At 73.7% G+C, this 21,150-nt stretch carries 18 protein-coding genes; 10 read left to right on the top strand and 8 right to left on the bottom strand.

What is annotated here, in order from left to right:
• Nucleotides 1-34: 34 nt before the first annotated feature.
• Nucleotides 35-1,123, bottom strand: a complete 1,089-nt coding sequence (locus G6R13_RS06285) for a catalase family protein (RefSeq protein WP_172717669.1) — start codon at nucleotides 1,121-1,123, stop codon at nucleotides 35-37.
• Nucleotides 1,124-1,333: 210 nt separating this feature from the next.
• On the opposite strand from G6R13_RS06285, the gene G6R13_RS06290 reads away from it, so the two are divergent.
• The 4 genes from G6R13_RS06290 to G6R13_RS06305 all read left to right on the top strand — a co-directional run bounded on the left by G6R13_RS06290 (nucleotide 1,334) and on the right by G6R13_RS06305 (nucleotide 5,674).
• Entirely contained in the window at nucleotides 1,334-2,986 is a 1,653-nt protein-coding gene (locus tag G6R13_RS06290; protein WP_163721247.1) for an ABC-F family ATP-binding cassette domain-containing protein, read from the top strand.
• 114 nt (nucleotides 2,987-3,100) lie between these two features.
• A complete protein-coding gene (locus tag G6R13_RS06295; RefSeq protein ID WP_163721249.1) occupies nucleotides 3,101-3,784 on the top strand; it encodes a type 1 glutamine amidotransferase domain-containing protein in 684 nt (227 codons plus the stop codon).
• A gap of 46 nt (nucleotides 3,785-3,830) precedes the next feature.
• On the top strand, nucleotides 3,831-4,841 hold the full coding sequence (locus G6R13_RS06300; protein ID WP_163721251.1) for an NADP-dependent oxidoreductase: 1,011 nt from the start codon (nucleotides 3,831-3,833) through the stop codon (nucleotides 4,839-4,841).
• A gap of 26 nt (nucleotides 4,842-4,867) precedes the next feature.
• Nucleotides 4,868-5,674 (top strand): alpha/beta fold hydrolase, encoded by an 807-nt coding sequence (locus tag G6R13_RS06305; RefSeq protein ID WP_225348578.1) that lies wholly within the window; start codon nucleotides 4,868-4,870, stop codon nucleotides 5,672-5,674.
• 31 nt (nucleotides 5,675-5,705) lie between these two features.
• Here G6R13_RS06305 and G6R13_RS12440 read toward each other — a convergent pair whose 3' ends face one another.
• Complete coding sequence (locus tag G6R13_RS12440) at nucleotides 5,706-6,197, bottom strand: MarR family transcriptional regulator (RefSeq protein WP_063190263.1); 492 nt, start codon at nucleotides 6,195-6,197, stop codon at nucleotides 5,706-5,708.
• Nucleotides 6,198-6,308: 111 nt separating this feature from the next.
• Between G6R13_RS12440 and G6R13_RS06315 the strand changes: the two genes are divergently transcribed.
• Together G6R13_RS06315 and G6R13_RS06320 are read left to right on the top strand one after the other, a co-directional pair.
• Complete coding sequence (locus G6R13_RS06315; protein WP_002855232.1) at nucleotides 6,309-6,728, top strand: organic hydroperoxide resistance protein; 420 nt, start codon at nucleotides 6,309-6,311, stop codon at nucleotides 6,726-6,728.
• Nucleotides 6,728-7,153, top strand: coding sequence for a hypothetical protein (locus G6R13_RS06320; protein WP_069941691.1), 426 nt, complete (start codon nucleotides 6,728-6,730; stop codon nucleotides 7,151-7,153). Before G6R13_RS06315 ends, G6R13_RS06320 begins: the two co-directional genes overlap by 1 nt.
• 139 nt (nucleotides 7,154-7,292) lie before the next feature.
• Here the strand turns inward: G6R13_RS06320 and G6R13_RS06325 are convergent, their stop codons facing one another.
• The gene (locus G6R13_RS06325) at nucleotides 7,293-8,807 is read right to left on the bottom strand and encodes an acetyl-CoA hydrolase/transferase family protein (protein WP_134416734.1); all 1,515 of its coding nucleotides are present in this window, start codon (nucleotides 8,805-8,807) and stop codon (nucleotides 7,293-7,295) included.
• Nucleotides 8,808-9,009: 202 nt separating this feature from the next.
• Between G6R13_RS06325 and G6R13_RS06330 the strand changes: the two genes are divergently transcribed.
• On the top strand, nucleotides 9,010-10,332 hold the full coding sequence (locus tag G6R13_RS06330) for a DUF4921 family protein (RefSeq protein WP_240335714.1): 1,323 nt from the start codon (nucleotides 9,010-9,012) through the stop codon (nucleotides 10,330-10,332).
• 44 nt (nucleotides 10,333-10,376) lie between these two features.
• Nucleotides 10,377-12,029 (top strand): AarF/UbiB family protein, encoded by a 1,653-nt coding sequence (locus G6R13_RS06335; RefSeq protein WP_163721257.1) that lies wholly within the window; start codon nucleotides 10,377-10,379, stop codon nucleotides 12,027-12,029.
• Between the two features lie 28 nt (nucleotides 12,030-12,057).
• Here G6R13_RS06335 and G6R13_RS06340 read toward each other — a convergent pair whose 3' ends face one another.
• A complete protein-coding gene (locus G6R13_RS06340) occupies nucleotides 12,058-13,188 on the bottom strand; it encodes a saccharopine dehydrogenase NADP-binding domain-containing protein (protein ID WP_163721259.1) in 1,131 nt (376 codons plus the stop codon).
• A 143-nt stretch (nucleotides 13,189-13,331) separates the two neighbouring features.
• On the opposite strand from G6R13_RS06340, the gene G6R13_RS06345 reads away from it, so the two are divergent.
• Nucleotides 13,332-14,321, top strand: a complete 990-nt coding sequence (locus G6R13_RS06345; RefSeq protein ID WP_020626298.1) for a cation diffusion facilitator family transporter — start codon at nucleotides 13,332-13,334, stop codon at nucleotides 14,319-14,321.
• Nucleotides 14,322-14,348: 27 nt separating this feature from the next.
• Here G6R13_RS06345 and arfB read toward each other — a convergent pair whose 3' ends face one another.
• The 3 genes from arfB to G6R13_RS06360 form a co-directional block, all read right to left on the bottom strand.
• Nucleotides 14,349-14,804 (bottom strand): alternative ribosome rescue aminoacyl-tRNA hydrolase ArfB, encoded by a 456-nt coding sequence (gene arfB / locus G6R13_RS06350; RefSeq protein ID WP_101965966.1) that lies wholly within the window; start codon nucleotides 14,802-14,804, stop codon nucleotides 14,349-14,351.
• Nucleotides 14,797-16,242 (bottom strand): MFS transporter, encoded by a 1,446-nt coding sequence (locus G6R13_RS06355; protein ID WP_101965967.1) that lies wholly within the window; start codon nucleotides 16,240-16,242, stop codon nucleotides 14,797-14,799. Before G6R13_RS06355 ends, arfB begins: the two co-directional genes overlap by 8 nt.
• A 132-nt stretch (nucleotides 16,243-16,374) precedes the next feature.
• Nucleotides 16,375-18,117, bottom strand: coding sequence for a bifunctional 3'-5' exonuclease/DNA polymerase (locus G6R13_RS06360; protein WP_101965968.1), 1,743 nt, complete (start codon nucleotides 18,115-18,117; stop codon nucleotides 16,375-16,377).
• 138 nt (nucleotides 18,118-18,255) lie between these two features.
• Between G6R13_RS06360 and G6R13_RS06365 the strand changes: the two genes are divergently transcribed.
• Entirely contained in the window at nucleotides 18,256-19,737 is a 1,482-nt protein-coding gene (locus G6R13_RS06365; RefSeq protein WP_163721262.1) for a sugar porter family MFS transporter, read from the top strand.
• Nucleotides 19,738-19,810: 73 nt separating this feature from the next.
• On the opposite strand, the gene G6R13_RS06370 is transcribed toward G6R13_RS06365, so the two are convergent.
• On the bottom strand, nucleotides 19,811-21,112 hold the full coding sequence (locus tag G6R13_RS06370; RefSeq protein ID WP_163721264.1) for a dicarboxylate/amino acid:cation symporter: 1,302 nt from the start codon (nucleotides 21,110-21,112) through the stop codon (nucleotides 19,811-19,813).
• Nucleotides 21,113-21,150: the final 38 nt, after the last annotated feature.

A 21,150-nucleotide genomic window follows, 5' to 3' on the forward strand; every position in this document is an offset into this window, starting at 1 on the left:
CCTTTGGGGTGAATGGTGAGGGGTGGGGCCGGGATCAGTCCGGGATGTCGTCGAGCGACGACGGCTCGGGGGCCGGGCGGTCGTTGAACTCGTGGCGGAAGCGAGTGGACTGCTCATAGGCGCGCTTGCGGACGCGCATGATGGAGCCCAACGGCTGGTGCTCGACCACGCCGTTCCAGGGGTTGAAGGTGAGGGCGTCGTCGCCGTAGACGCGGCGGGGATGGCTGTAGCTCTCCTGCGCCTCGATGCGCAGGGTGGCGACGGGCTGGTGCGGGGCCTCCTCCTCGTCCCACAGGACGGAGGCGTCCTCCACCGGCATGCGCTCCGGGTCGGTCGCCAGCTGCGCCCGCAGGACGTACTCTGCGCTCTCACGCGAGAAGAAGTCGGCGACGATCTCGCTGATCGAGGAGAAGTCCTCCACCTTCATGTCCTGACCGGTCAGGGCGCGCACGTTCTCGGACGCTGGGGCCAGCGAGATCTTCGCGACGTGGTCCCCGTAGCGCAGGGCGCCCTGGGTGAAGTACGTCTCGCCGAGGACGTGGGCGTTGTCCCGCCCCAGGCCCTCCAGGGTGGCGCTGGGGGTCCCCCCGACGGTCTCCACCGCACCCCGGACCACGCGCGCGGCGCCCGTCGTCAGGCGCTGCAGCAGCTCGGGGGACTGGGAGTTCTTCTCCAGCAGGCTCAGCATCTCCTTGTAGCGGGCCACGGTGCCGAAGGCGAGCGTCGGGAAGTTCACCATGAGGAAGTCCTGATTGTGGCTGTCCAGATCCGGCAGCAGCCGCTTGCCCTCCACCCCCAGCACCTTCAAGGCCCAGCCCCGCGGGGCGGGAGTGCGGTCGGTGTGGATGTCCCCGGGTGCGGAGGAGAGCCGCGCCACCGCCTCGTAGGTGCCCGGACGGGCGAAGATGCCCTGCGCCAGCTCGGGAGCCAGGCCCTCGTGCACCTCCAGCGTGGCCTTGAGGACGGCGTGGCTTTTGGCGTGGGCGTCGCGGTGGGCGTGCTTGTGCTCTCCCGCCGCGCGGCGCTGTGCCGCGCCCATCTGGGCCAGGATCTCGCGGGTCAGGTCCTCCTCGCGGTCGACCGAATGCTCGATGTCGGGCGTGTACTTCACCGGTTCAGTCATCAGTGCTCTGCCTTCCCTCTCTGGAGCGCCGTGTGCGCCGCGCGGAGCCGCGCACCTGACCCTGGCGACGCTATGACTCTCCCCCTGTCAGGGCAAGGAAGGAAGCGCGCCGCAGATCCGGGAGTCGGGGCCCGGGGGCGGTGCCCCGGGGGATCTGTGACAGTGTGGCGGTGACCCGCCCCAGGGAAGCGCACCCGAGCCAGGAGAAGCATGACCGCCACCCTCGTCGCCTCCGGCCTGGCCGGCGGCCACGGCCATCGCACGCTGTTCGACGCGCTCGACCTCACCGTCGCGCCGGGGGACGTCGTCGGCGTCGTGGGGGCCAACGGCGCGGGCAAGTCCACGCTGCTGCGCATCCTCGGCGGGGACCTGGCCCCGCAGGCCGGCACCGTGTCCCTCGCCCCCTCGGACGCCTTCGTCGGCTGGCTCCCGCAGGAGCACGAGCGCGTGTCGGGGGAGACGGTGGCCGGGTACATCGCCCGCCGCACCGGCTGCGCCGAGGCCACCCGCGAGATGGACGCCTCTGCCGAGGCACTGGCCGACCCGGACGTCACCGACGCCGCCGCGGACCGCTACAACACCGCCCTCACCCGCTGGCTGGCCTCCGGCGCCGCGGACCTGGAGGAGCGCATCCCCGCCGTCCTGGCCGACCTCGGTCTGGACCTCTCCGCCTCCCCGGAACAGGTCCTCATGACCTCCCTCTCCGGTGGGCAGGCCGCCCGCGTGGGCCTGGCCGCGCTGCTGCTCTCCCGCTTCGACGTCGTGCTCCTGGACGAGCCCACCAACGACCTGGACCTGGACGGTCTGCAGCGGCTGGAGGCGTTCGTGCAGGAGCTGCGCGGCGGCGTCGTGCTGGTGAGCCACGACCGCGAGTTCCTGGCCCGCTGCGTCACCCGTGTCCTCGAGCTCGACCTCGCCCAGCACAGCAACCACGTGTACGGCGGCGGCTACGAGGCCTACCTGGAGGAGCGCGCCACGCTCCGCCGGCAGGCCCGGGAGAAGTACGAGGAGTTCGCCGAGCAGAAGCAGGACCTCGTCTCCCGCGCCCGCACCCAGCGGGAGTGGTCCAGCCAGGGCGTGCGCAACGCGATGAAGAAGTCCCCGGACAACGACAAGCTGCGCCGCAAGGCCAACAGTGAGTCGAGCGAGAAGCAGGCCCAGAAGGTCCGGCAGATGGAGAGCCGCATCGCGCGCCTGGAGGAGGTGGAGGAGCCGCGCAAGGAGTGGAGGCTGGAGTTCACCATCGGTGCGGCGCCGCGCTCCAGCTCGGTGGTCGCCACCCTCAACGACGCCGTGTTCCGGCAGGGCGGCTTCACGCTCGGCCCGGTGTCCCTCCAGGTGAACGCGGGGGAGCGGATCGGCATCACCGGGCCCAACGGGGCCGGCAAGTCCACCCTGCTGCGCGGGCTGCTGGGCCGCCAGGCCCCGGACGAGGGCATGGCCGCCCTGGGGTCCAGCGTGCAGATCGGGGAGATCGACCAGGCGCGCTCGCTGCTGGTCGGGACCGTCCCGCTCGCCGCGGCCGTCGAGGCGCTCGTGCCCGAGATGGCCTCCGGGGAGGTGCGCACCCTGCTGGCCAAGTTCGGCCTCAGGGCCGACCACGTGAACCGCCCCGTGGACGAGCTCTCGCCCGGCGAGCGCACCCGGGCATCCCTGGCCCTGCTCCAGGCCCGCGGGGTGAACGTCCTGGTGCTCGACGAGCCCACCAACCACCTGGACCTGGAGGCCATCGAGCAGCTCGAACAGGCCCTGGAGACCTATGAGGGCGCCCTGCTGCTCGTCACCCACGACCGCCGCATGCTGGACACCGTCCGCACCGACCGCCGCTGGCAGGTCCAGGACGGGCGGGTGACGGAGCGCTGATGTCCTGGGCGCGGCGGCCGCGGCGTGAGGCCGGTGGGCACCGTCACCCTTGCCCGAGATTCGGTTGCGTACGACCATGAGAGTGCAGTCCCCACCGACGAAAGGGCCCCAGACATGTCCCGCATCCTGATGATCCTCACCTCGCACGACCAGCTGGGCGACACCGGCCGCAAGACCGGGTTCTGGCTCGAGGAGTTCGCCTCGCCCTACTACGTCTTCACGGACGCCGGCCACGAGGTCACCCTCGCCTCGCCCCGCGGCGGCCAGCCGCCCATCGATCCGACGAGCTCGCAGCCGGAGATGCAGACCGAGGCCACCCGCCGGTTCGACCAGGACGAGGAGGCCAAGGCCGCCCTGGCCCACACCACGCCCCTGGCCCGGGTGGACGTGGACGGGTTCGACGCCGTCTTCTACCCGGGCGGTCACGGCCCGCTGTGGGACCTGGTGTCCGACGCCGACTCCACGCGGATCATCCTCGACAGCGACGCGGCCGGGCGCCCGCTCGGCCTCGTCTGCCACGCGCCCGGGATCCTGCACCCGATCACCGCGGCCGACGGCACCCCGTTCGTGCGCGGCCGTCAGGTCGCCGGGTTCACCAACGGCGAGGAGGAGGCCGCCCAGCTGACGGACGTCGTCCCGTTCCTCGTCGAGGACGCGCTGATCGCCGCCGACGCGGACTACCGCAAGGGCCCGGACGGGGAGAGCTTCGTGGTCACGGACGGCACCCTGGTGACCGGTCAGAACCCGGCCTCCTCCGCCGACGCCGCCCGCCGCGTCCTCGACCTGCTCGCGCGCTGACCCCCCTCCGCCGAGCCCACCACTTCGACCCCGAGGAGACCACTCGATGAGCACCCCCACCCACACGCGCGAGATCCACCTCGCCTCCCGCCCCCACGGCGCCCCGACGCCGGAGAACTTCCGCCTCACCGAGGTCGAGCTCCCCGAGCTCACCGAGGGCCAGGTCCTCGTGCGCAACACCGTGATGTCCGTGGACCCGTACATGCGCGGCCGCATGAACGACGTCGAGTCCTACGTGCCCCCGTTCCAGCTCGACGCCCCCCTCGACGGCGGCGCGGTGGGCACCGTGATCGCTTCGCGCCACGCGGACGTGCCGGAGGGCACGTCCGTGCTCCACGGCCTCGGCTGGCGCGAGCACGCCGTCCTCGACGGCGACACCGTCCAGGCCGTGGACACCTCCCAGTTCTCGGACAGCACCTACCTGGGCGTGCTGGGCATGACGGGTCTGACCGCCTACACCGGCCTCGTGCACGTGGCCGAGATGCAGGAGGGCGACGCCGTCTTCATCTCGGGCGCCGCGGGGGCCGTCGGCTCGGTCGCCGGCCAGATCGCCCGCCTCCTGGGCGCCTCGCGCGTCGTCGGCTCGGCCGGCACGCCCGAGAAGGTGGCGTGGGTGAAGGAGCTGGGCTTCGACGCCGCGTTCAACTACCACGACGGCTCGCCCACGGACCTGCTGGCCGAGGCCGCGCCGGAGGGGATCGACGTCTACTTCGACAACGTGGGCGGCGACCACCTCGAGGCCGCCATCGCCGCGATGCGGGTCGACGGCCGCGTGGCGATGTGCGGTGCGATCGCCCAGTACAACTCGACGGAGCCGCCGGCGGCCCCGCGCAACCTCGCCCTGGCGATCGGCAAGCGGCTGACCCTGCGCGGCTTCGTCCTGCAGAAGTACGCGGCGCAGGTCCGTCCCGAGTTCCTCGAGCGCGTGGGCCCGTGGGTCGCCGACGGGAAGATCCAGTGGGACGAGACCGTCCGGGAGGGTCTGGAGAACGCGCCCCAGGCGTTCATCGACCTGCTCGAGGGCGCCAACACGGGGAAGATGGTCGTCCGGCTGTGACGAGCGACGGCGCACTCGGGGGCGGCATGGCCACCTTCCGGCATCAGGGCCTGACCTTCGATGTCCGCGACGGCGGGCCGGCCGAGGGGGAGGTGGTCCTGCTGCTGCACGGCTTCCCGCAGGACGCCACGTCCTGGAGGCACGTCGAGCCGCTGCTGCACGCCGCGGGGCTGCGCACCCTCGCGCCGGACCAGCGCGGCTACTCCCCGGGGGCCGCGCCGCGGGCGACGGCGGCCTACCGCCTCCCGGCGCTCGTGGGGGACGCCGTCGCGCTGGCGGACGCGGCGGGGGCGCGGCGCGTCCACGTCGTCGGCCATGACTGGGGCGGCGCCGTCGCCTGGGCGCTGGCCACCGCCCACCCCGAGCGCGTCGCGTCCCTGACCGTCCTGTCCACGCCGCACCCGGCCGCCCTGGCCCGCGCCCTGCGCGGCCCGGACCAGCTGCGCCGCAGCTGGTACATCGCCGCCTTCCAGGCACCGTCCCTCCCCGAACGGATCCTCGCGCGACGGCTGGGCTCCCTGCTGCAGCGGGGGCAGGTCCCCGGGGCGGAGCACTACACCCGCCGGTTCTCCACCCCGCAGAGCCTGCGCGGTCCGGTGAACTGGTATCGGGCGAACCCGGATCTGGTGACCACCACGCGCAGCGCGCCCGTGTCGGTCCCCACCACGTACGTGTGGGGCACCCGGGACGCGGCCCTGGGGCCGCGGGCCGCCGAGCTCACGGCCGGGCAGGTGGCGGGGGAGTACCGGTTCGTGAAGCTCGACGCGGACCACTGGCTACCCGAGCGCGAGGCGGACGCCGTCGCCCGGGCGATCCTGGACCGGGTGCGCTGACCCGCGCTCCGCGCGGGCCGCTCCCGCCGTCTCAGCGCGGCCCGGCGGCCTCGGTGATCCGGTTCAGCAGGTCCATGAGGACCTGGCGCTCGGTGGTGTCGAGGGGGATCCGGGTGAGGGCGTCCACCGGGACCGTCCGGGCGGACGCCCGCAGCGCCCGCCCCTCGTCCGTCAGCCGGACCAGCACGCGTCGCTCGTCGTGGACGTCGCGCTCCCGCGTGACGAGCCCCATGCCGGCCAGGCGCCGCACCAGGGGTGTGATCGTCCCGTTGTCCATGCCGAGCCGGTCCCGCAGCGCGCCGACCCCCAGCGCGCCGGCGGCGTCCGACGTCGACGCCTCCGTCTCGGCCGAGGCGTCACTCTCCGCCTGCCACAGGGTGAGCATCACGAGGTACTGCGGGTAGGTGAGGCCGAGGCGGGAGAGCAGGGGGCCGTAGCCGCGCGTGACGGCGCGCGTCGCCCGGTGCAGGGCGAAGCAGAGCTGGTCCTCGAGGGCGAGGCTGGGGGTCGGCGCGGCATCCATGGGAGCGATTCTAGTGGTCGCTGGGGAGCGACTTGGTTGCGCGCGACCTAGCCGGGTGGCAGGCTGGAGCCGACTCGTCCCGCACGGGGCGGGCGGATGAAAGGACCTCCCATGGAGACCATCTACACCGCCGAGGCGCTCAGCACCGGCGCCGGCCGCGACGGCCATGTCCGCACCACCGACGGGCGGGTCGACCTCGACCTCGCCGTGCCCACCGAAATGGGCGGCTCCGGCCAGGGCACCAACCCCGAGCAGCTGTTCGCCGCCGGCTACGCCGCGTGCTTCCACTCGGCCCTGCAGATGGTCGCCCGTGCCTCCCGTGCCGACATCACCGACTCCTCCGTCGGCGCGCGCGTGGGCATCGGCCGCCAGGGTGAGGGCTTCGGCCTGGAGGTCACCCTCGAGGTCGTGCTCCCCAATGTCCCCGCGGATCAGGCCCGCGCCCTCATGGAGCAGGCGCATCAGGTGTGCCCCTATTCGAACGCCACCCGGGGCAACATCGACGTCGTCCTCGAGCTCGGGGAGGCGTGATGACGAAGCACCGGCAGTCCGTCCCCCTCTCCCAGACCGCCGCCCGCCTCGGCCTCGGCGGGTTCATGACCGCCGCGGGGCTGTCCCACCTCACCGTGGCACGCCGTGAGTTCCGCGCCCAGGTGCCCTCGTGGGTCCCGCTCCCGGCGGACCTCGTGGTGCTCGGATCCGGCGTGGCCGAGATCGGCCTCGGGGCCGCTCTGCTGGCGCTCCCCGGGCAGCGCCGCCTGACCGGCACCGCCCTGGCGGCCTTCTACACCGCGATCTACCCCGGGAACATCGGGCAGTACGCCGAGCGCAAGGACGGCTTCGGGCTGGACACCGATGGCCGCCGCCTGGCGCGGCTGTTCGGCCAGCCCGCCCTCATCGCGGCCGCCCTGTGGGCCGCGGGAATCCCCGAGCGGGAGCAGGGCGGGCGCGGCTGACGCCGTCGCCGGCCCCGCGGGCCTGGGCCGGCTCCGGGCACGTGCCCGGAGCCGGCGTGATCTCACCCTGCCGCGAGGCGCGGCCCACTGTAGGGTGCCCCGTCGCAGGTGTCCCGCAGGTGTCCGGTCCGGCGGGCCGTCAGCCTTGACGCATCGTCCCGGTCTCGAGGAAGCGCTGGTGCCAGGACAGGGCCTCGCCCAACAGGTGCGGGGTGTGCAGGCCGTCCGACCCGCGCATCGCGCGGTCGAAGTAGTCCCGCAGCTGCTCCCTGTAGTCCGGGTGCGCGCACGTGTCGATGATCGTGCGGGCGCGCTGCTTGGGGGAGAGGCCGCGCAGGTCGGCCAGCCCCTGCTCGGTGACCACCACGTGCACGTCGTGCTCGGTGTGGTCCACGTGCGAGACCATCGGCACGATGCAGGAGATGTCCCCGCCCTTGGCCGTGGACGGGGTGAGGAAGAACGAGGTGAACGCGTTGCGGGCGAAGTCGCCGGAGCCGCCGAGACCGTTCATCATCTTCGTGCCCATCAGGTGCGTGGAGTTCACGTTGCCGTACAGGTCGGCCTCGAGCATGCCGTTCATGGCGAGGATGCCGAGCCGGCGCACGAGCTCGGGGTGGTTGGAGATCTCCTGGGTGCGCAGGATCAGCTTGTCCCGATACTTCGCGGCGTTGTCGTTGAACCGTTCGGCGGCCTCGGTGGACAGGGAGAACGCGGTCGCGGACGCGGTCGCCAGGGTGCCGGAGTCCAGGGCGTCGAGCATGCCGTCCTGCACCACCTCGGTGAACGCGGACAGGCCCGTGAACCGGGACTTCACGAGCTCGGACATCACCGCGTTCGCGATGTTGCCCACGCCCGACTGCAGCGGCAGCAGCCGCTCGTCGTACCGGCCCTGGGCCACCTCGTGCTCGAAGAACTCCACGAGGTGCTGGGCGATCGCGATCGAGTCCGCGTCGGCGGGCTTGAACGGGGAGTTGCGGTCCGGGGCGTGGGTCTCGACGACGGCCACCACCTTGGCCGGATCGCACCGCAGGTACGTCTCACCGATGCGGTCTGCGGGGTGGGTGAGCATGATCGGCGAGCGGTGCGGGGGCAGCGCGGTGCCGTAGTAGACGTCATGCAGACCCTCGAGGTCCTCGCTCTGCCACGAGTTGACCTCGAGGATCACCTGATCCGCCAGGTCGATCCAGGACTTGTTGTTGCCCACGGAGGAGCTGGGGACGAGACGGCCGTCCTCGCGGATCCCGGACACCTCGATCACCGCCGTGGTCATGGGCCCGTAGAAGCCGTTCCACACGGCCTGCGCCAGGTGGGACAGGTGCGTGTCGATGTACTCGATCGCGCCAGCGTTGATCTTGGCGCGCATCGTCGGGTCCGACTGGAACGGGGTGCGCAGCGCGACGGCGTCCGCCTCGGCCAGCGCGCCGTCCATCTCCGCGGAGGTGGACGCCCCCGTGTGGAGGTTGATGCGGAACTCCTCGCCGCGCGCGTGCAGCGCCTTCGCCCGCTCGGCCAGCGCCATCGGCACAGCCTTCGGGTAGCCGGACCCCGTGAACCCGCTCATGCCCACGGTGGTGCCGTGCTGGATGAACGCCGCCGCCTCCGCGGCGGACATCACCTTCGACCGGAGGCCGGGGTGGTGGATGCGGGACGACATGGGTGAGGCCTCCGTGCGGGTGAGACGAGTCGAGCGAGAGCGCTGTGACGTGGAACAGCGATCAGCGTACCCGCGTCACGGGTGGCCGTGGGGATGATCACGCCGGAGGTCACGGGGCCCGCCCTGCGTGATCGACGACGGCGAACAGGGCTCGGCACACCGGGTCGGCACCGCCTCGTATCCTGGCCTCGTGCACCCGTCTGTGAGCGAGCCCCTCACCCGACTGCCGGACGGCACCGTCAAGCAGCGCAACCCCTTCACCGGCACCGAGGTCTGGACCGTGCCCGGCCGCGGCCACCGCCCGCTCGGCCTCGTCCGGCCCGCCCCGCAGCCGCTCGACCCCGCCCAGCAGGGTCGGCACTGTGCCTTCTGCGAGCACCGCCTGCTGGAGACGCCGCCGGAGAAGTCACGCATCGTCTCCACGAGGGCCGACGACGGCGCCCCGGCTTGGCAGATCCTGCGGCATCCGGCCGCGGAGCGGCTCGGGGAGACGACCCCGGCCTTCCGCCGGGTCCCCAACCTCTTCGAGATCCTCAGCTACGACTACTGGCGTCTCAACCACGGCTACGAACTCCCCCCGGACGCGCGCCGCCGCCGTGACGAGTACCTGGCCACCGAGGCCGGCCGCGCCCACGTGCGCGCCGTCGTCGCCGCGAAGCTGCGCGCCTCCGGCCGCTCCGCCGAGGAGGCTGCCGCGATGTCCGAGGCGGAGCTGATCGCGGCGTCGGCCGCATTCTTCGGCGGCACGCACGACGTGGTGATCGCCCGGCGGCACTTCGTCGACGGCGCCGTGGACGACCACCAGCTGGCCTCCTCGGGCACCCTCACCCCGGACGAGCACCACGCGTTCCTGGCCCTGACCGCCGACGCGATGCGGGACCTCTACGCGACCACGCCCGCCGTGCGGTACGTCTCCGTGTTCCAGAACTGGCTCAAGCCCGCCGGCGCCTCCTTCGACCACCTGCACAAGCAGCTCGTGGCCATCGACGAGGTCGGCGCGCAGAACGCGGCCGCCCTGGACCGGCTGCGCGAGGACCCGCAGGTGTTCAACCACGCCGCGCTGGACGTGGCCGTGGCGCACGACCTCGTGATCGCCGCCAACGAGCACGCCGTGATGTTCGCCGGCTTCGGCCACCGGTACCCGACGGTCGAGGTCTACTCCACGAGCCCGGTGGGGCAGCCGTGGCGGCAGTCCGCGGCCGAGCTGCGCGCCGTGTCCGACCTGCTGCACGCCGCCCACGCGGCCACCGGGCCCGACGTCCCCTCCAACGAGGAATGGCACACCCGCCCGCCCGGCGTCGCGTTCCCGATGCCCTGGCGCGTGATGCTCAAGTGGCGCGTCTCCACACTCGCCGGCTTCGAGGGCGCCACCAAGATCAACGTCAACACGCTCAGCCCGTGGGACGTGCGGGACCGGGTGCTGGCGCGGCTGCGGGAGCTGCGGGCGGCGGGCGCGCTCGCGGACGGGGTGCGGATCGGGGCCGACGCACGGGTCCGGCCGGGCGCCCTGCGGTACGCCGACTGAGCGGGGCGGGCTCGGCCCTCCGCGCGGTCGGTAGCGTGGGCGTCATGGCCCTCCACCTGCAGCGCTACCGCGAGATCGCCCACGTCATGGCCCGCAACGGCCTCATGGCCACGGCCGTGCAGGCCGGGCTCTCCCGGTGGCTGCCCCTCGAGGAGGGGGAGCCGCACCTGGGCATCGACGCCGCGGCCCGCCCCGAGCTGTTCGTGCGCACGTTCGAGGAGCTGGGCGTCACCTTCGTGAAGCTCGGGCAGCTGATCTCGGCGCGCCCGGACCTGTTCCCCGAGGCCTACTGCGCGGCGTTCGCCCGCCTCACGGACAGCACGACGGCAGTGCCCTTCGAGGCCGTCGCCCGGACGGTCGAGGAGGACCTCGGCGCCGACGTCGACGCACTGTTCGCCTGGTTCGACCGGGCGCCCCTGGCCACCGCCTCCATCGGCCAGGCCCATCGTGCGCGCCTGCATGACGGGCGCGCCGTCGTCGTGAAGGTCCGCAAGCCCGGTGTGGTGGAGCAGGTCCAGGCGGACCTGGAGATCCTGCGGACGCTGGCGGCCACGTGGTCGCGGGCCTCGCGGACCTTCGCCGACCTGGACGTGCCGACCATGGTGGATGAGTTCGACCGCTCCCTGCGCGCCGAGCTCGACTACGTGGTGGAGGCGCGGGCCTGCGAGGAGATCGCCGCCGGCTTCCGGGACACCCCGGGCGTGCGGTTCCCGTGGATCGAGTGGGACCTGACCACCTCGCGCGTGCTGACCATGGAGGAGCTCTCCGGGCTGCGCGTGGACGATCTGGCCGGACTCGACGCCGCCGGCATCGACCGGGAGGAGCTGGCGTACCGGGCCGCCGACGTGCTGCTGGCCATGGTGTTCGAGCACGGCGTGTTCCACGCGGACCCGCACGCGGGCAACCTGTTCATCGAGCAGGACGGGACCGTCGGGTTCATCGACTTCGGCTCCGTCGGGCGGATCTCCCCGTCCCTCCGGCGCCGGTTCGCGGCCCTGGCCATGGCGCTGGCCCGGCAGGACACCGACGGGCTGGTGCGGGCCCTGCTGGACATCGCCCCGCCGCGCGGGCCGGTGGACCGCCGTCGGCTCCGGCTGGAGGTGGCCCGGATCATCGGCCGCCTCGAGGGGCGCGAGCTCGAGGACATCCGCGTGGCGCAGCTGGTCTCGGAGATCTTCGCCCTCGTGCGGCGCCACCGGCTGTCCCTGCCGCCCGAGCTCGTGCAGCTGCTGCGGATGCTGATCATCGTGGACGGCATCGGCCGCCGCCTGCACCCCGGCTTCGACTACACCCGCGTGCTCGACCCCTTCGCCCTGCGCCTCGTGGGGGAGCACCTCGACCCCCGGCGGGTGGCGGGCCGGATCGGCCGGGCCACGATCGCGGCGGCCGAGCTCGGCATCGACCTGCCGGAGTACGCCCGCAAGGTGATGGAACGCATCGACGACGGCGGGATCGACGTCACCGTCCGCGCGAGCGAGCTCGAGCCGCTCGTGACGCGCCTCGAGCGGACGGGCGACCGGGTGGTGGCCGCCATGGTGGTGGCCGCGATGATCACCGGCGGCACGAACGTGCTCGTGGCGTACAAGGACCGGCTCGGCCGCTTCGCCGGGCCGGTGGTGGCCGCCGGCGGCGCCGCCCTGACCGGCGGCAGCGCCTATCTGGCCTGGATCAGCCGCCCCCGGCGTCGCCCCCGCTGAGGGCCGTGGGCGGGGTCAGACGTCGGGATCATGCCCGCACCAGACCGGCCGCGGTGCAGGCCGTCTCGAAGTCGTCGAGGCCGAACGCCTGGATCGGGCTGACGACGCCGGCCTCGCGGGCCCGGCCTGCGGCGAGCTGCCGGGCGCCCCAGGCCATGAGGTCCCCGGTCAACGTGTAGGCGTTGGGGCCGCTCAGGTGGACGTCCGCCACGACGCGGCCGGCCGCGTCGCGCGCGATCGCCCCGACCCGGGAGCCCGTGCGGGCCCGGTCTGCGGCGTCGGGGCCACCCGGGCCCCCGGCCAGGGGCCGCAGCAGGGCCTGCACGCCGCGGGCGACGCCGGGGAGCCACCCCACCGCGCCGAGGGCGGCGGCGCCGATCTGCGTGGGCCGCGCCGGGAACCAGCCGTTGAAGACCTCGACCTCGTCCAGGCCGGGCTGCATCCGCGGCAGGAACAGGGACTCCGTGCCGCCGAACAGCACGCCGCGGCGGTCCTGCCCGTCGACCCGGAAGACGGCCGACCGGCTGGCCGGGCCCGTGGTCGCCAGCCGCCCGCCGCGCCACGTGATCGTCCGCTCGGTGAGGGCGCCCACCATCGTCTGGCGCGTCCCGTGGCTGAGGTCGACGCGCGGGTCCAGCTCGCCGTCGGCGAAGTAGCCGATCTGCAGGGACCGTGCGCGTCCACCGGCCTCCGCCAGCGCGAGCCCGCCCGCGAGCATGCCCGGCGCGTAGTCGAAGCCGAGGGCGGGCAGCAGGGTGGCGCCCGTGCGTCGGGCGGTGGCGTCCAGGTCCGCCTTGAGGTCCTTCACGAAGCCGACCTCACCGGTCGAGTCCACGTAGTGCGCGCCCCGCTCCGCGGCGGCGCGGGCGACCGGTCGGCCGTAGCGTTCGAAGGGGCCGACCGTGGAGACCAGCACATCGCCCTCCGTGACCAGGGCCCTCAGCGAGGCGGGGTCACCGGCGTCGGCGACGGCGACCTTCAGCCCGTCGTGCCGCCTCGCCGCGTGCTGGAGCGAGTCCCGGTTCCGGCCCGCCAGCACGGGCCGTGCGCCCTGGGCCACGAGGGCGTCCACGACGAGGGATCCGGCGTAGCCCGTCGCGCCGAGCACGATGATGCGGGGGGCGTCGGGGTGGTCGAGGTGCAGGGGAGAATCCGTCATGGCCCCACGCTAGGCCGAGCATGCGGAGACCTCACGGGCTCGGCGACGCCGATCCGCGTGGACCCCGTCTCGCGCTCCTGGACCGGCGGACCCGGACACGGCGAGCCTGGTCCGGCATGCGCCTGCAGGGGCAGACTCGGAGGATGACCCGCACCCCGCCCGCCGTCGCCCCGCCCGCCGCCGAGTCCGGCGGCGAGAGCCTGCTGACCGTCCTGATCGCCCTCGGCGTGAACACGGTGATCGCCGTCGTCAAGTCGATCGTGGGCGCGGTCACCGGCTCAGCCGCGATGGTGGCGGAGGCCGCGCACTCCTGGGCCGACGCCGGCAATGAGGTCTTCCTGCTGCTGGCGGAGCGTCGGGCCGGCCGAGCCCCCGACGCGCGGCACCCGCTGGGCTACGGGCGCGCGGCCTACGTGTGGTCGATGGTCGCGGCCTTCGGCCTGTTCGCGGTGGGCTCGGCGGTCTCGGTCTGGCACGGGATCACGGCCTGGTCCGCCCCCGAGGAGGAGGCGGAGTACACGATCGCGTACATCGTGCTCGCCGTCGCGTTCGTGCTCGAGGGCATCTCGTTCCTGAACGCGCACCGGCGCGTCCGCCGCGACGCGGAGCGGCGGCACATCAGCGATGCCACGTTCCTGCGCCAGACCTCGGACCCCACCCTGCGCGCCGTGTGGGTGGAGGACGCCTCGGCCCTGATCGGCCTGGCCATCGCGGCCGCCGCCCTCGCCCTGCACCAGCTCACCGGGGACCCCCGGTGGGACGCCGCCGGCTCGATCCTCGTGGGCGTGCTGCTCGGGGTCGTCGCGATCTTCCTGCTCTCGCGGAACATGGCGTTCCTCGTCGGCGAGGTCGCCGACCCGGTGATCCGGACCCGGGTGCTGCGCTGGCTGCTGGAGCGGCCCGAGGTGCTCTCCGTGAGCTACCTGCACCTCGAGTACGTCGGCCCGGAGAAGCTCTTCGTCGTCGGGGCCGTGGACCTGGCCGGGGACGAGCGGGAGAGCGAGGCCGCGGTCCTGCTCCAGCGCGTGGAGGACGCCCTCCTCGAACACCCGCGCGTGGCCGCCGTCGTGCTCTCCCTGTCCAACCCCGCCCACGCGCCCCTGGCCCCGGAATCGCAGAACACCCGCGTCTGAGCCCGCGCGGCCGGCGGGCGAGCGGCCTCAGTCGAGGCCGGGGCGGCGGCGCGTGCGCTTCACCTCGGAGCGACGGTGTTTGGCCTCCAGGCGGCGCCGCCGGGAGCCGCGCGTCGGCGTCGTGGCCCGCCGCGGCGTCGGCGGGGCCAGGGCCTCGCGCAGCAGCGCCGCGAGCCGCTCGCGGGCGGCCACCCGGTTGCGCCACTGGGCCCGGTGCTCCGCCACGCTGACGGTGAGGACCGTCCCGGCCAGCCGGGGCGCCAGCCGCGCGAGGACGCGGGCGCGCTGGACGTCGTCGAGGGCGGAGGTGGCCGCCAGGTCCAGACTGAGCTGGACCCGCGAGTCCGCCGTGTTCACGCCCTGACCGCCCGGGCCGGAGGCGTGGGAGAAGCGTTCGACGAGTTCGCCCGCGGGGATGATCAGCCCGCGGGGTGCGCCGGGGCCGGGGGTGACGCGCACGTCGCCGGGGCGGGGCTCAGCCACGGGGGGCCGCCGTCCGTGGTCCGCGCAGGTCCGCGAGTGCGACGAGGAGCGCGAGGGCCATGCACCCGGCCACCAGCGCGAAGGCGGCCATGAACGCCCCGTCCCAGTCGGCACTGGAGGCGACGCCCAGGAACACCCCCACGATCACGGCGGTGCCGACGGCCGTGCCGACGCGCTGGCCGGTCTGCAGGACGCCGCCGGCCGTGCCGGAGTGCCGCGGCGGGACCTCGGCCAGGCTGAGGGTCTGGTTGGGGGAGACCACCAGCCCCTGCCCGGCACCCAAGATGGCGAGGGTGAGCAGCAGCCACCACGGACTCAGGCCGAACTCCCGGTTGGCCCACGCCACCCCGATGGAGCCCACGACGGCGAGCAGCGCCAGCGCGATGCCGAGGACGACGATCTTCCGGCCCGTGCGCAGCACCACGCGCCCGGCCACGGTGGACATCACGCTCGACATGACCGCCGAAGGCAGGCCGATGAGCGCGGCGTGCAGCGCCGGGTAGCCCAGCCCGTTCTGCATGAACATGGCGATCACGACGAACATGCTGGTCGAGCCGGTGAAGTAGATGGCGATCAGCAGGGCGCCGCACGCGAAGCTGCGGGTCTGGAACAGGCGCAGGTCCACCATCGGGGCGCGGCCCCGTCGTGCGTAGCGGGCCTCCCACCGCGTCCAGAGGGCGGCCAGGCCGATGCCGACGGGCACGAGCACGAACCGCCACGGCCCGAGCCCCCGGTCCAGGAACGGGAGCATGACGGCCACGAGGGCGCCGGCCAGCAGGACGACGCCGACCGGGTCCAGGTCCGGACGCCGCGCCCGCTCGGGGACGGTGCGCGGCAGCCAGTGGCGGGCCACGATCAGGGCGCCGAGGGCGATCGGCACGTTCACCAGGAAGGTCGCGCGCCAGCCGAGGTCGCCGCCGAGCCACGCGATGAGCCCGCCGCTGAGCAGCGGCCCCACCGCCACGGACACCCCGACGACGGCACCGAGCGCCCCGAACGCCCGGGCGCGGGAGGCGCCGGAGAACTCGCCCTGGATGAAGCCGGTGACCTGCGGGTTGAGCAGGCCCGCGCCCACGCCCATGACCAAGCGCGCGAGCACGAGCAGGACGCCCGTGGGCGCCAGGCCGGACAGGAGCGCACCGAGCGCGAACACGCCGAGGCCCACCAGGAACAGCCGGCGGCGGCCGAAGAGGTCACCCGCCCGGCCCGCCGGCACGAGCACCATGCCGAACACGAGGGTGTAGCCGGAGATGGCCCACTGCAGCTCCGCGTCGCTGGCGTCCAGGCCCCGCTGCAGGGCGGGCAGGGCCACGTTGATGCTGGACACGGCCAGCAGGGACATGAAGATCGGGATGAGGAGCACCGCGAGGATGCGCTGCTGGTGCGGGGTGAAGACCGAGGACGCGGCGCCGTCGGACGGACGCGGGGCGACGGGCATGCGGTCTCCTTCACAAGGGTGTCTCGGGCGCTCTCCAGGATCGGCCCTCGTCCCGCATCGTGCCAGGTCCCAGGGTCCTCGGCCCGGTGCGGCGCACGGAGGCCATGACCGCGACCGACGCGCTGCCGCCCCTCACTTCGCGTCCGCGTATGACCCCACGCTGGAGACGGTGAGCGGGAAGTCCACGGGGGCGGGACCGAACAGCAGGCGGCCGGCGGCGCTCGCGGACTCCGCCACGACTGTCCGCACGGCCTCGGCCTCCGCGGCCGGGCCGTGCAGGACGACCTCGTCGTGGACGAAGAACACGAGTTCCGTGCGCATGCCCGCAGACCGCAGTCGACGGCGGATCTCGCCCATCCAGCACAGCGCCCACTCGGCCGCGGTGCCCTGCACCACGAAGTTCCGGGTGAAGCGGCCCTGGGAGCGCCGCCGTCGCCGGGCCGCGGACTCGGCGGCCTGGGTGCCGACGTCGGACACGGACTCCTGCCACTTCCGCCCCGGTGCGGGGGACCAGCGGCCCAGCCACGTGGACACCTGGCCGCCGCCCTCGCCGACGGTGGCCGCCCGCTCGAGCAGGCCGATCGCTCGGGGGTAGAGCCGGCGCAGGTGCGGCATGAGCGCCGCGGAGTCGCCCGTCGTCGAGCCGTACATCGCACCCAGCAGGGCGATCTTCGCGCGCCCGCGGTCGGCCAGCGCGGTGCCGGCCGCCCGGCCCTGCTCCGCGACCTCCCGGTACAGGTCGGGCGTGGTCCCGGCACGGGCCAGCGCCTCGTCGGCGGCCATCGCGGCGAGGATGCGCGGCTCCACCTGGGAGGCGTCGGCCACGGTCAGCGTCCACCCGGGGTCTGCGCGGACGGCGTCGCGTACCCCGGCTGGGATCTGCATGGCCCCACCGCCGTGGGCGGCCCACCGCCCGGTCACCACGCCGCCGACCAGGTAGGCGGCGTGGAACCGGCCGTCGTCGCCGATCCACTGGTCCAGCCAGTGCCAGCCATTGGCCGTCCACAGCCGGACCAGGGCCTTGTACTCCAGCAGCGGCGCGAGCAGCGCGGCCCGCGCCTCGCGTTCCGCGCCGCCGGCGTCGATCCAGTGCTTCAGGTCCCACTGCCGCGTGGACTCCACGGCCACGCCTGCCGTCTGCAGCGCCCGCAGCAGGCTGGGCTGCGAGTCGGGGCTCAGCCCGGGGGAGCCCAGGACGTCGGCGATGCGTTCGGCCAGGGCCTGCAGGCGGGCGGGACGCTCGCCCTGTGCAGGCCGGGGGCCGAGCTGCTCGGTGAGGAGCGCCTCGTGCACGCCCCTGTCCCACGGCAGACCCGCCGCCCGGATCTCCGCGGCCACGAGTGCGCCCTGCGACTCCGCCGCCGCGAGCAGCCGCAGCCGGTGCGGGTGGGCCGAGCCCTCGACGGCGGCCCGTTGCGCGGCCATCTCGGCCGCGAGCACGGTGACGTCCGGAGCAGGGCCGGTCTCGTCCGGCAGGTCGAAGAAGGACTCCTGACCGGCGGGCACCCGCGCGGGGCGCTCGGGCTCCGTGGGGTCGGCGACCTCGAGCTGCGCCACGGGCGTGTAACGCACCCCGCTGCCCGGCGCCGTCGCCGCGTGCCGCAGGATCCGCTGGACGAGGGCCAAATCCCAGCACCGATCCACCCGCACTCCCGCCGCCAGCCAGGCGGCGTACTCCGTCCCGACGTCGGCGAGCACCCAGCGGACCGTGCTCGGGTCCACGCCCAGGCGGGCGGGCAGACCGGCCACGAGCCCGGCCACGGACCCGGCGGCGCAGGATCCCAGGGGAGCGGCGTCTTCGCCCTCCCCGTCCAGGGCCCACCAGGTGCCGGGGCTGCCGACGGAGGCGGGGGCGGGGCCCAGGACGACGAACATGGCCCTCATTCTGCCCCGCCGCCTCCTCTGCGCGGGGCGAGGGGCTGTGCGACTTGCACGCTCGCTGAGCGGAGAACACACTGTGCGGACGCACCGGCGCGCAGCGGGCCGTCGGGCGCCCCCCAGAGAGGACCCACCATGACAGCGACCCGGTCCGGCGGCGCCGCGACGTCTCGCCTCAACGCCAAGGTGGTCGGCATCTCGGTCGCCGCCGCGCTCGGCGGCTTCCTGTTCGGCTTCGACACCTCGGTCATCAACGGCGCCGTGGACGCCCTCGCCGGGGAGTTCGGCCTTGGCGCCGGTCTCACGGGTTTCGCCGTCTCCTCGGCGCTGATCGGCTGCGCACTCGGCGCCTGGTTCGCCGGGCCGATCGCCAACCGCCGCGGCCGCGTGCCCGTGATGGTGATCGCCGCGATGCTGTTCCTGGTCTCTGCCATCGGCTCGGGTCTGGCGTTCGGCGTGGTCGACCTGATCGTCTGGCGCATGGTCGGCGGCCTGGGCGTGGGCGCCGCGTCCGTGATCGCTCCGGCGTACATCGCGGAGGTCAGCCCGGCCCATGTGCGCGGTCGCCTCGGCTCGCTCCAGCAGCTGGCGATCGTCCTGGGCATCTTCGCCGCGCTCCTCACGGGCGCGCTCTTCGCGACGATGGCCGGGGGAGCGGCGCAGCCGTTCTGGCTCGGCGTCGACGCCTGGCGCTGGATGTTCCTGGCCGAGGCCGTTCCGGCGGTGCTGTACGGCCTGTTCGCCCTGAAGCTGCCGGAGTCCCCGCGCTACCTGGTCGCCCGCGGCCGCACGGACGAGGCGGCCGAGGTCCTGCACGAGTTCACCGGTGTGGACCGGGTGAACCTGATGATCGAGGACATCCGGCGCTCGCTGGACTCGGAGCGCCGCGAGTCGCTGGCGGACCTGCGTGGACCGGCGGCGGGCCTGCAGCCGATCGTGTGGATCGGCATCCTGCTCTCCGTCTTCCAGCAGGCCGTGGGCATCAACGTGATCTTCTACTACTCCACCACCCTGTGGCGTTCGGTGGGCTTCGGGGAGTCGGACGCCCTCACGGTCACCGTGATCACCTCGGTCACGAACATCGCCGTCACCCTCATCGCGATCGCCCTGGTGGACCGCGTCGGCCGTCGCCCCATGCTGATCGCCGGCTCCGCCGGCATGACGGTCAGCCTCGGCCTGATGGCACTGGCCTTCTCCTTCGCGCAGACCGGCGGCGCCGAGTCCGTGTCCCTGCCGCAGCCGTGGTCCACCGTGGCGCTGGTGGCCGCGAACGCCTTCGTGGTGTTCTTCGGCGCCACCTGGGGGCCGCTGGTCTGGGTGCTGCTGGGCGAGATGTTCCCGAACCGCATCCGCGCCGGCGCGCTCGCCGTGGCCGCCGCCGCGCAGTGGGCGGCGAACTTCACCGTCTCCACCACGTTCCCGTGGCTGGCGGACATCGGCCTGACCCTCGCCTACGGCCTGTACGCGGTCATGGCGGCGCTGTCCCTGGCCTTCGTGGCGGCCTTCGTCCCCGAGACCAAGGGCAAGACGCTCGAGGAGATGAGCGACGTCGTCGTGCGCTCCCCGGGGCAGCGGCGCGCGGTGCGCGCCGAGGCCGAGCGGGGCCTGCGCGGCTGACACCGCCCGTCCCGACGACGGCCCCCTCCCAGAGCTTCTGACAGGGAGGGGGCCGTGGTGTGTGCGGGGCGGGTCAGCCGGCGTCGGCGCCGGTGGCGACCTCCTCGTCGTCGCGGTGATCCAGGCCCTCGTCCTCGGAGTCCTCGATGAGACGGTCCCCGGCGATCTTGTCGACGATCAGCGCGATGGCGGCGTCACCGGTCACGTTGGTGGCGGTGCCGAAGGAGTCGATGGCGATGTACGTGGCGACCATGAGCGCGACCTGCGGCTCGGTGAAGCCGAGCATCGAGGACAGCAGGCCCGAGGCCGCCACGATCGCGCCGCCGGGCACGCCGGGCGCCGCGACCATGGTAACGCCCAGCATGAAGATGAAGCCCACGAACACCGGGATGTCGATCGACTGGCCCGAGAGGAACAGCACTGCGATGGAGAACGAGACGATCTTCACCGTGGAGCCGGCCAGGTGGATCGTCGCGCACAGCGGCACGACGAACGAGGCGATCGGCCGGCGCACGCCGAGCAGTAGGGTCTGGCGCAGGGTCACCGGGATGGTCGCCGCCGAGGACGAGGTGCCCAGGGCCGTCGCGTAGGCCGGCAGCATCGTCTTCAGGGCCGTGAACGGGTTGCGGCCCGCGATCGCGCCCGCGACGACGTACTGGATGAGCAGCAGCACCACGGTGAGGCCGAAGACCAGCAGGATCACACCGAGGAACGTGGTGATGACCTTGAAGACCTCACCGGCGGCGGTCATGTTCAGGAACACGCCGAAGATGTAGACGGGCAGCAGCGGCACGATCAGGCCCATGACGACCCGCTCGATGATGGATCGCAGCTGGTCGAAGCCCTCGTGCAGGGCGCCGCGCGGCAGCGTCGTCAGGCCGATGCCGAGCACGAACGCGAGCAGCAGGGCCGTCATCACGCCGAAGGGCGGGTCCATCTGCACCTCGAACAGCGGGCCGAGCAGCGCGTCCTCGGGGTTGGCCATCGCCTCGAAGGACCCGGGGGTGAGGATCAGCGGGAAGACGAGCAGGCAGACCAGCAGGGCGCCGAAGCCGCCGAACAGGGTGGAGCCGTAGGCGATGCCACCGGTCAGGGCCAGGAGCTTCCCCGCGCCCCGGCCGATGTCGCCGATGGCGGGGGCGACGAGCGCCAGGATCAGCACCGGGACGACGAAGCCCAGGAAGTTCGAGAACAGCCCGTTGAAGGTGGCGAAGGCCTGCACGAGCCAGGTCGGCGCGACCAGGCCGACGAGGACGCCGGCCACGATCGCGAGGAGGATGCGGGGCAGCAGGCCGACGCGGCGGCGGGGCGCGGCGACGGCGCCCCCGGAGTCGGGGCCGGACGCGTCGAGGGCGTCGGAGTGGGAGCGAGACATGGCCGACACGCTAGCGCAGGCCGTCCTGCCCGTCGCCC

It is taken from the genome of Micrococcus sp. Alg238-R198 (genome assembly GCF_900537135.1).
Classification (GTDB): Bacteria; Actinomycetota; Actinomycetes; order Actinomycetales; family Micrococcaceae; genus Micrococcus; species Micrococcus luteus.